The following is a 544-nucleotide window of genomic DNA, read 5'->3' as shown; positions in this document are numbered from 1 at the left end:
TTTTGGCTTGCAATTTTGGATTGAGGAAATACTCCATCCCCTTGCCGGCATAATCGATCCCGACAATACCAATGCCTGTAATCCAGAGCGCGACAAGTGCAAGCGATACGGTTTTTTGAAGACTGTCCATGTGCGCGTCATCATGGTGACCTGATGCATCGCCCTTCAGGAGTTGCTTGACCATTGCAATGTCACTGGTCAAAACCAGCCCGATTGCCACGCAGCAGGCGATAAGATGAAAATATACAATGCCCAAACGCACATATTCCACGGTGGACGAAGAAAACATACTAAGTTCCATGGTGACCTCTTGGTTGTAATAGTGAATCAACTTGGCTCTCGGCACGGCATAATTGGAGTTTGCCGTTGCTGATGGCAGTCAAGATCCAGTAATTACTATTAATTAATCTTGCGGCATGACGCGGCCAAGATAATAGTGATTTTCACGAATGAACTTTTAATCATTCGATTATTTTAATTTTCAGGTAACAACAAACATCATCCGCACTGGGTGCCTATGAGGTTTGACTTCCGCTTCTGGGGG

Annotated in this window: 1 pseudogene; it reads right to left on the bottom strand. The window is 45.2% G+C overall.

The features are described 5' to 3' along the window. Positions 1-301: pseudogene (locus tag AC1DWG_RS30425) on the bottom strand (hypothetical protein); the annotation flags it as partial. Positions 302-544 lie beyond the last annotated feature (243 nt).

The sequence above is a fragment of the Pseudomonas sp. P4_B3 genome, assembly GCF_056402295.1.
Note: the sequence above shows the minus strand (reverse complement) of the source record. Positions and strands in the feature narration are given on the sequence as shown.